Source organism: Duganella guangzhouensis (assembly GCF_009674535.1).
Taxonomy (GTDB): domain Bacteria; phylum Pseudomonadota; class Gammaproteobacteria; order Burkholderiales; family Burkholderiaceae_D; genus Rugamonas; species Rugamonas guangzhouensis.
Map to the genome: position 1 here is coordinate 1 of NZ_WKJK01000047.1, position 8,942 is coordinate 8,942.

6 protein-coding genes and 1 rRNA gene are annotated in these 8,942 nt (G+C 64.2%); 1 reads left to right on the forward strand and 6 read right to left on the reverse strand.

Annotated elements, in window-relative coordinates; all coding sequences use genetic code 11:
* Positions 1 to 113: ribosomal RNA gene (gene rrf, locus GJ699_RS33670) — 5S ribosomal RNA — on the forward strand.
* A 52-nt stretch (positions 114 to 165) separates the two neighbouring features.
* Here rrf and GJ699_RS33675 read toward each other — a convergent pair.
* The 6 genes from GJ699_RS33675 to GJ699_RS33700 form a co-directional block, all read right to left on the reverse strand.
* Positions 166 to 690 (reverse strand): cyclic nucleotide-binding domain-containing protein, encoded by a 525-nt coding sequence (locus GJ699_RS33675; protein WP_154383778.1) that lies wholly within the window; start codon positions 688 to 690, stop codon positions 166 to 168.
* 7 nt (positions 691 to 697) lie between these two features.
* Positions 698 to 3,247 carry an ATP-binding cassette domain-containing protein gene (locus GJ699_RS33680; RefSeq protein ID WP_154383779.1) on the reverse strand — a complete coding sequence of 850 codons (2,550 nt, stop codon included), beginning with the start codon at positions 3,245 to 3,247 and terminating at the stop codon, positions 698 to 700.
* Complete coding sequence (locus tag GJ699_RS33685; protein ID WP_154383780.1) at positions 3,248 to 5,401, reverse strand: cysteine peptidase family C39 domain-containing protein; 2,154 nt, start codon at positions 5,399 to 5,401, stop codon at positions 3,248 to 3,250. It abuts the gene before it with no gap.
* Entirely contained in the window at positions 5,398 to 6,228 is an 831-nt protein-coding gene (locus tag GJ699_RS33690; protein ID WP_154383781.1) for an NHLP bacteriocin system secretion protein, read from the reverse strand. Before GJ699_RS33690 ends, GJ699_RS33685 begins: the two co-directional genes overlap by 4 nt.
* On the reverse strand, positions 6,225 to 6,440 hold the full coding sequence (locus tag GJ699_RS33695; RefSeq protein ID WP_154383782.1) for a hypothetical protein: 216 nt from the start codon (positions 6,438 to 6,440) through the stop codon (positions 6,225 to 6,227). Before GJ699_RS33695 ends, GJ699_RS33690 begins: the two co-directional genes overlap by 4 nt.
* Before the next feature lie 89 nt (positions 6,441 to 6,529).
* On the reverse strand, positions 6,530 to 8,584 hold the full coding sequence (locus GJ699_RS33700; RefSeq protein ID WP_154383783.1) for a TonB-dependent receptor family protein: 2,055 nt from the start codon (positions 8,582 to 8,584) through the stop codon (positions 6,530 to 6,532).
* Positions 8,585 to 8,942: the final 358 nt, after the last annotated feature.

Genomic DNA, 8,942 nt, shown 5'->3' on the forward strand with positions numbered 1-8,942 from the left:
CTTGATGACCATAGCAAGTCAGTCCCACCCCTTCCCATCCCGAACAGGACCGTGAAATGACTCTGCGCCGATGATAGTGCTGCAACCAGTGTGAAAGTAGGTTATCGTCAAGCTAGTTATAAGTCAGGAAGGCCCGCTCAGTTATCTGTGCGGGCCTTTTTGCGTTTACCTCAGTACCGCCAGCATGCGTTCGAAGCGGGCGCCGGCCAGGTGCAGCTTGTCGAGGATTTCCTCATCCAGCTCGATCTCGTCATCCAGCGTTTGTTCCGCTTTGCCGAAGCCCAGATTGCTGATCGTCGAGCGCATGCGCATCGACAGGAAGCAGGCAATCGCGCGGTACATATGCGCGGCGAACAGCGCATCCTGCTCCATCTTGGCGTGCAGCTTATCCTGCTCCACCGCCAGGAAAATGGTGGGCTGGGTGGCGGTGACGTTGGCCGTCGGCGCCTGCTTGTCCACCAGCGACATCTCGCCCAATATTTCGCCCACGCCCAGCCGCGCCAGTTCGGCGCCGGTCGGCAGCGTTACCAGCACCGCGCCTTCCAGCAGGAAGTACAACATGGATGGACGTTGGCCAGCGCGAATCAGGATCTGCCCGGCGGCACAGTGGAATTGGTGCCCATGCTGGACGATCCATTCCACGTCGGTGTCACTCAGCTGTCCGAGAATACTTAATACTTTACGCACCATCTACTCCTTAAAGTTCGGCCTGTTGGTGCCGTGCGAATTGCGCGAACAGGCCATCTTGCGCCAGCAGCGCTTCGTAAGTTCCGGCTTCGGCCACCTGGCCGTCACGGATGAAAAGAATCAGGTCGGCATGACGCACAGTGCTCAGACGGTGCGCCACCGCGATCCGTGTCACGCCCAAGCGCTCGACATTGCGCACGATGTGTTCTTGCGTGACGTTGTCGAGTGCACTGGTGGCTTCGTCCAGAATCACCATGCGCGGCTTGCCGACCAGCGCGCGCGCCAGCAGGAAGCGCTGGATCTGGCCGCCGGAAAATGCCGCGCTGCCTTCGGTGACCACCGTATGCAACTGCATCGGCAGCGTGCGCAGTTCCGCGTCGATGCCGGCCAGTCCTGCCGCGTGCCACACATCATCCGGAGTGCCGACATTGGCGCCGAGGATGTTCTCGTACAGCGAACCGCTGAATAGCTTGCCGTTCTGCCGGCACACGCCGATCTGTCGCCGCACGGCCGCCAGATCGAGTTCGTTGAGGTTGTGGCCATCGTAAAAAATCGACCCCTGACTGGGTTGGTCGATGCCCAGCATCAGATTAATCAGCGTCGACTTGCCGCAGCCGGACGGTCCCACCAGCGCGACGAATTGTCCGGGCTCGATGCGGAGCGAGATGTTATTCAATATCGGCGGACCGTCAGGATAGGCGAAGCTGACATTGGAGACTTCGATGGCGCCGGATAGCTCGCCCGGCGCCTGCATGCCGCCAGCCGTTTCCGGCGGATTCTCCAGCAAGGGCTTGATGCGGTCGAGCATCGGCAGTAGCTGCACCAGCTGTCGCATGGCGTAACCGAACGACATCGAGGCGCCGAGGAAGCCCTGATAGGCCGCCGCAAACGCCAGGAAGGCGCCGGCCGACAGCGCCGCGCTCTGCTTGCCCAGCACCAGCAGCATCAGCGCCATGGCCAGCAGATCGTAACCACCCAGCAGTGTGCTGAGCAGGATGTTGCTGCGCTGTGCCGTCAACGACATCTTGCGTAGCTGAGTGACCTTGCGCGACCACTGCACAAACGCGCGCCGTTCAGCACCGAATACACGCAGCGTCGCCATGTTTTCCATCAGCTGCTGGGTGAAGCCGGCGACGCTGGCGTTCATCTGCGCGCTGTTTTTCAGGTTGTGCAACTGACGGATGCCGCTGCCCACACTCAAGGCGACCAGGCCGACAAACAGCAGCAGTGACAGGCCGGCGCCGGCCACGCTGTAATGAAACAGCAGTGCAATCGAGGACAGGCCGGAGATGCCGGACAATGCGCTGTTCAGCGCCACGCCGGTGAGGGTCTGCCGCACCGAGTCCACCGACAGCGCGCGCAATGCCAGGTCGGTCGACGAATAGCGGCGCAGCACGGCGGCCGGCAGATGCAGCACGCGGTCGATCACGCCGCCCTGCAGCCGCACCGCGAGACGGCCGTCGATGCGCACGCGCGCCACGTCGGCGCTGAGCCGCAACAGCATGCTGCAGACCTGGCCCACGCCCAGCATCACGCCCAGCATCAGCAGCGGGCCGCGCATCTGGCTCGGCACGAAGGTATCGATAATGGCGCCGGTGGCCACTGGCACCACGAGTCCCAGCAGCGAGGCGATGATGGCGGCGCCGGCCAATGTCAGCAAGTCGACGCGGCACAGCGCGAGGCCGATCAGCAGCAGGTCGTGGGCGCGCAGCGCGCGTGCCGGCAAGGGCAGCGTGACCGCGTGCGCGCCGGTGCCGATGGCGCTGGCCAGTTTGGCGTCGACCACGCGCGGCGTTTCGCCGCGACAGTGCATGCGATAGCGCCCGCGCCAGTCGGGCAGCAGGGCGACGCAGCGGTTGCCGTGTTGCGCCACCAGCGGCCCGAAATCGCTGCGCCACCAGCGGCCTTGCAGACTGACCCAGCGCAGCGGCAGGTGGCGCGATGCCGCAAAGCTGGCGAAATCACCTGCCTGGTATGGCGCCGTGTGACTGTCGGTGCCGCCGCCTATCATGCGGTAGACATAGCGGACATCGTCTTCGCCGGTGGCCGGCGCGGCCGGCTCCAGCACGCGCTCATGGCCTTCCAGCGCGGCGGCAAGATCGTCCTCCAGCTGCGCGTCGCGCTTGGCGCGGCGTGCCGTTTCCTCGCCATCGCGCGTGGTCAGGCGCGCGGCCAGCGTCTGCAGCAATACGGCGTGACCGGCGGCCAGTGTGGCGTCCGCGCTACCTTCCGCCAGCGCGACTGGTGCCACGCCGGCCGCCGCGAATAGTTGCGCGCTCCAGGCGGCGACGGCATCGCGCTCGCATGCCAGCGTTGCCGTGCCCAAGGTGCCGCCTTCCGGTGCCAGCGCGATCAACGCGCCGTGCGCGGCCGGCGCCGACAGCAGCAGCTGCCCTGGCGTCAACTCCATCAAATAGAGGCGGCGATCGCCGATCAGCGCATAGATTTCAAAGCGGCCGTGCAGGATCTCGTATTGCAGGCCGGGGCGATCGAGTTTCAGCAGCGCGCCCGGCGCCAGCGTGGTGTTGGGCGCGTTGCGCAGCAGGTTGGTGGTTGTCACTCAGGCCCCCACCAGGTTGAAGTAGACGCCGCGCTGCGCCATCAATTGCTGGTGCGTGCCGCTCTCCGCCACCTTCCCTTGTTCCATCACGATGATGCAGTCGCAGTCGCGGATAGAGCTCAGGCGCTGGGCGATGATGACGCAGGTGCAGCCGCGTCGCCGCACCGCATCCATGATCGCCACTTCGGTGGCGGGATCGAGCGCGCTGGTGGCTTCGTCCAGCACCAGCAACGCCGGCTCGGTGGCCAGCGCGCGTGCGATCGCCATGCGCTGGCGTTCGCCGCCGCTCATATTGCGGCCACCTTCCATCAGCGTTGCGTGGTAGCCCTGCTTCATGCGCATGATGAAATCGTCGGCCTGGGCGTCGCGCGCCGCAGCGGTTACGCGCGCGACCGGGATGCTGTCATCCCACAGCACCAGGTTGTCCATCACACTACCTTCGAACAGCACTACGTTTTGTTCGACATAGGCCAGCGTCGGCGTGGCGGCGGTGTCGTCCCGCTCAGCGCCGCCACGGAAGCGCAGCGCGCCCTCCGATGGCATGGCCAGGCCGGCGATGACGCGACCCAGCGTCGACTTGCCGCTGCCGGAACTGCCGACCAGCGCGATGCGGCTGCCGGCCTGCACTTCGAAGCTGACGTCCTGCACGATGGCTGGGCTCAGCGGCCCGTAGCGGAAGCCGATGCCATACAGCGACAGGAACGGTGTCTCATCTGTGTGCGGAAGGGGGGCGGCGGCAGCCGCCGGCGGTTGCGCGCTGCGATAGCGCTGCACGTCGTCGAGACGGGCGGCGAGGCCGCGCGCGGCCTGCAAACGGCCGCCGACACTGACCACCGCCAGCAGCGGGCCGACAAAGCTCCACATCAAGGTCTGGAAAGCCAGCAGACCGCCGATACTCAGCGCGCCATCCATCACGCGCAAACCGCCGACCACCAGAATGGCGACCGCGGCGCCGCTGATAATCAGCCCGGACGCCTGGCTGAGGCGCATCCCTTGCTGCGCGGCGGCCTGTCCGGCGTCGACCACGCGCGCTTGCGCGCCGGCCCAGCGCGCCGTATAGGCGTTGCCGGTGCCGGACATGCGGAATTCATCGATCAGCGCCATGCCCTGGATGGTGGCGGAGTACAGCTTGCCGTCGAACTGCATGGTGCGGCGCGCCGAGTTATCCATCTGGCGCATGGTCAGCAACAACAGCAGCACCGCCAGCAGCGCGGTCGCCAGCGTGATCGCTGACAGCATCGGGTCGATCAGCACCAGCAGCAGGAGGAACACCAACAGATTCGGGATGCCGATCAGCGCCGGCGCCAGCGTGTGCGACACCAGTCCGGACAACTGTTCGATCAGGCCGAAGCGATGCGCGATGTCGCCGGCGTGGCGCTGGGCGAAAAAGCTGAGCGGCAGTTGCAGCAGGCGCCACATCTGTCGCGCCGCCAGGTTGGTGGCGATGCTGGCGTTGAGCCGCACCAGCGCCGTGGCGTTCAGCCATGACAGCAGCATCTTCAGTGCCGCCGCCGCCGCCATGCCGCCCACCAGTGGCGGCAGCCAGTCGCGCTGGCCACCGATCAGGATACTTTCGACATATAGCTGATTGAAGCCGGAGGCCAGCATTGCGGGAATAATCAGGCCCATGCCGGCCACCACCGCGAACGCCAGGCCGCGCCGGTAGCCTTGCAGGTAGGTGCCCAGCGTGGACCATAGCGCCGGCCGTGCGCCGCTGCGGACGAAATCCGGTCCGGCCTGGAACGCCAGCGCGATGCCGCTGTAAGCTTCTTCAAATTCGGCGCGGCCGATGGTGAGCGGCCCGCTGGCCGGATCGACCAGCCGCACGCGCTTGGCGTCGATGTCCTCGACCACCACGAAGTGGTTGAAGTTCCAGAACACGATCAGCGGCAGTGGCAGCCGAGTCAATTCATCGGCGCTCTTTTGCAGTCCCTTGGCCACCAGGCCGTGGGCGCGCGCGGCCTTCAGAATATTGGTGGCCTTGGTGCCGTCGCGGGTGATGCCGCAATGCTCGCGCATTTCCTCCAGCGTGACCCAGCGGCCGTACCAGGCCAGCACCATGGTCAGGCAGGCGGCGCCGCATTCCACCGCTTCCTGCTGGCCTATCATCGGCACGCGTCGACGTGTCAGTGCCTGCCACAGCTTCTTGATCATGATGGATCGACCGGCAGCAGGCGACGCGCGGCTGGCACCAGCAGGCGTAATACCGTCTCTTCGCGGATCACCACGGCGGCCGTGCACAACGTGCCGGCACTCAGTTTGGCGGCCGGGCCGCGCGATGATGACCAGCGCACGCCGCTGGCGGTGGATGGATCGGTTTCCAAAGCCACCACCACTTCAAATGGCGGCCCGCCGGCCGACAGGGCTTGCACCAGCTGGCGGTTGCCGAGCGTACGCTGCATGCTTTCCTGGGTTGCCGGCATCGGCGCGACCGACAGCACGCGGCCGGCCACGAAGCCGTACTCCTCGCGCTTGAAGTTGGAGGGTGCCAGTTCCACCCGCATGCCCGGATGGATATTCTTGCCTTCCGCCGTGCTGGCGTAGACGGTGGCGATCAAGGGGGCGTCGGGCAGCAGCGCGAGCACGGCGCCGCCGCGTTCTATCGTGTCGCCGTCGTTCAGCCGCAGCTCGGCGACAGTGCCGGCGTAAGGTGTGAGCAGGGGCGCATCGCCGATGTCGGCAATGACCTGTCCCGCGCTCACATGCTCGCCCGCGCGTACGCGAATATTGTGGACCACGCCGGCGCGGTCTGCCGCTGCTTCCTTGATGCCCTGTGCTGTGATCAGCATGCCCTCGGTCTGCACTTTGACCGGTACGCGGATCAGGATGCTGCCCGCCAGGCAGGCAGCCACGATCAGCAGTGCCCCGCTCAATAGCAATCCGGAAGCGGGAGTAACCAGACGCGCCCCCATATCGAGGCGGTCCGGTGACGACATGCGGCCAGGCGTGGCAGCCGGCTGGCTGCCTCGCGGTTCTGTCATTCTTTGAAGAAGCGTTCGCTGGCCAGGCGGTCGTTGGCAAGTCGGTCATTCAGCATACGGTCGCTGGCAAAGCGGCCATCGCCATCGGCTTGCTTGGTGCTGTCGTCGCCGTCGTTTTTGACCGATGCTTGCGCACCGCCGACAACGCCGTCCAGGGTTGCTTCATCCAGGCCGGTTTCTGCGTCCAGTGGTTTGTCTTGTGGTTGAGTCATGATAGCTCCTTGAGAAGTGATACAGCGGTTAGGTGAGCTACTGTATCCCTGATCCCCCAAGCTGTCTGTAGCACGTTTGTGCTACACCTCTAGAATTGATAGGAGCCGCTTATACCCAGCAACCAGTTACGCTGCGGCGCCGCTTCGTAATAGCGCTTGTTGGCGTCGCCCACGATCACCGAGCCGATATAGTTTTTATCGAGCAGATTGTTCAGGCGCGCGAACTGCTTGAAGTGCCAGCCACGCCACTGCTGGCGCGCGCTGATGCGGGCATTCAGTACGCCGTATCCCGGCGCCGCCTGATCGGTGTTGCTGTCCTCGGCGTAGACCTTGCCGGCCGCCACCGCTTCCAGCGCGGCGCCCCAGTGGCCGGCGCTTTGCTGCCACGCCAGCTCCGCGTAGGCGTTTGCGTTCGGCACGCCGGGCAGGCGGCTGCCGCGCAGGACGTTGTTATAGCCCTCGTCATAGATCGCGCGCAGCGTGGTCAGTGCCACGCGGGTGCTGAATCCATGGCGCCAGGTGGCGTCCAGCGACAACTCCACGCCCTGGCGCAAGGTCTTGCCGCCGTTGCGATAGCTGGTGCGGCCGCCGCTGGAGCTGTCCACCACCAGTTCGTCGTTGGTCTTTACCTGGAACAGAGCGGCGTTGATGCGGACGCCGTCGCTCAGACGGGTTTTGAGGCCCGTCTCCAGGTGCGTGCTGTACGCCGGTTGCAAGTGGAAGTTGAAGCCGCCGCCGGTACCGGAGTAGAACAATTCGTTGAGCGTCGGGGTTTCGAAGCCGCGCGCGGCACTGGCGTACAGATTCAGGTGCGGCGTGGCGCGATACAGCACGCCCAGCACCGGTGTGGTGTGGCTGTAATTGAGCGCGCCGCTGTCGTTGCCGTTGCTGAGGAAGTGGTCGTCGACCGCGATCTTCACGCGGCTGTGGCGCGCACCCGCGCTGAGCTGCCATGCGCCGGCGTCCCATTCGGCCTGCAGGTAGGGATCGAGGTTGCTGACCTTGTCGTCTTCATCGCGGCGCAGCGCGCCTTTGACGCCCAGTTGCGTGCCGCTGAAATTCTCGTAGCCCTGGCGGTCATCGTTGCTGCGGCCGTATTCGACACCGGCGGTGGCGGTCAGCTTGCCGTAGGCGAGATGGCGCACGCGCGTCCAGGTGAGCTCCATGCCGGAGAAGTCGCGCGTGAAGTCAATCACACCGCCGGAGTGCGTGGCCGGTGCCTGAAACGCTTTGGAGAATGACTGATATTGAATCACCGATCGATTGCCGCCATAGGCGGTCACGCGCAATTGATCGTCGCCCAGGCGCTGTTCCCAGGTGGCGCCGATTTGCTGGTGGTCGATGCTCTTGCGTGTGTTGTAGCGATCAGCCAGCGTGCGCTTGGGCGTTTGAGTGTCGGTGGTATCGATCTCGCCGGCGCGCGGGTCGCGTTGGTAGGTGGCCCAGGTGACGCCGAGCGGATCCTGGGTGTCGTTCTGGCGCAGCGCGCTGGCGACCAGATTCAGTTTGGCGCCTTCGGTGGGCCTCAAGGTCAGCTTGGCGTAGGCTTGGTCGCGCGTGGCCGCGCTGTGTGCGCGATAGCCATCGGTATCGAAGCGGGAGGCGTCGAGCACATAGCCGATGCCGGCCTGCTGGCCTTGCGCATTGAGATCCGTCTTGTGCGTGCCGTAGCTGCCGCTGCTCATGTTGAGCTCCAGCGTGGGCGCGCCTTCGCCTTCCTTGCTGAATAACTGGACTACGCCGCCGGCGTGATTGCCGTAGATGGCGGAGTAGGGGCCGCGCAGCACTTCGATGCGTTCCGCCATATCCAGATTAAAGGTGGCGGCCTGGCCTTGGCCGTCGGGCATGCTGGCCGGGATGCCATCGGTAATCAGGTGCACTCCGCGCACGCCGAACGCGGAGCGGGCGCCGAAGCCGCGCGAAGAGATCTGCAGATCCTGCGCGTAGTTCTGGCGATTCTGTACCACCAGGCCGGGGACGGCCGCCAAGGCTTCGGACGCGTTGACGCGTGGCTGGCTGTCGTCGACCGTGACCGCATCGATGGAGGCAGGGATATCGAAACTACTGCGTTCGGTGCGGGTGCCACTGATGACAACGACAGGTGTTTCCGCAGCAGCGGCAAGTAGGGCAATGGTAAGTAGCATGGCATCTTTAGAAACGGTGAAAACTAAATATAACAAAAACCCTTGTCAGGTGTGCGCGGGCTTTGTTATAGTTCTGTCCCTCGCAGACAACGCGACGCTGTTAAAGCGAAACGATGAAAAACGAGGGGTTGACGAGATGTACGAAACGCTTCATAATCTCGCTTCTGTGCTGATGAACAAAACGCTTCTCAGCAAGTAGTAAAAGGTCTTTAAAAATTTACAGTCGATAAGTGTGGGCGTTTGATGCTGCAACAAAAAGCATTAAATGCTCAACAAAGAAATATTCAGTAGAAATACTGTCAGTATTTTGAGAAGAGCGAACCATGACCAGCAGTGGTCATAAACAGAGATTAAACTA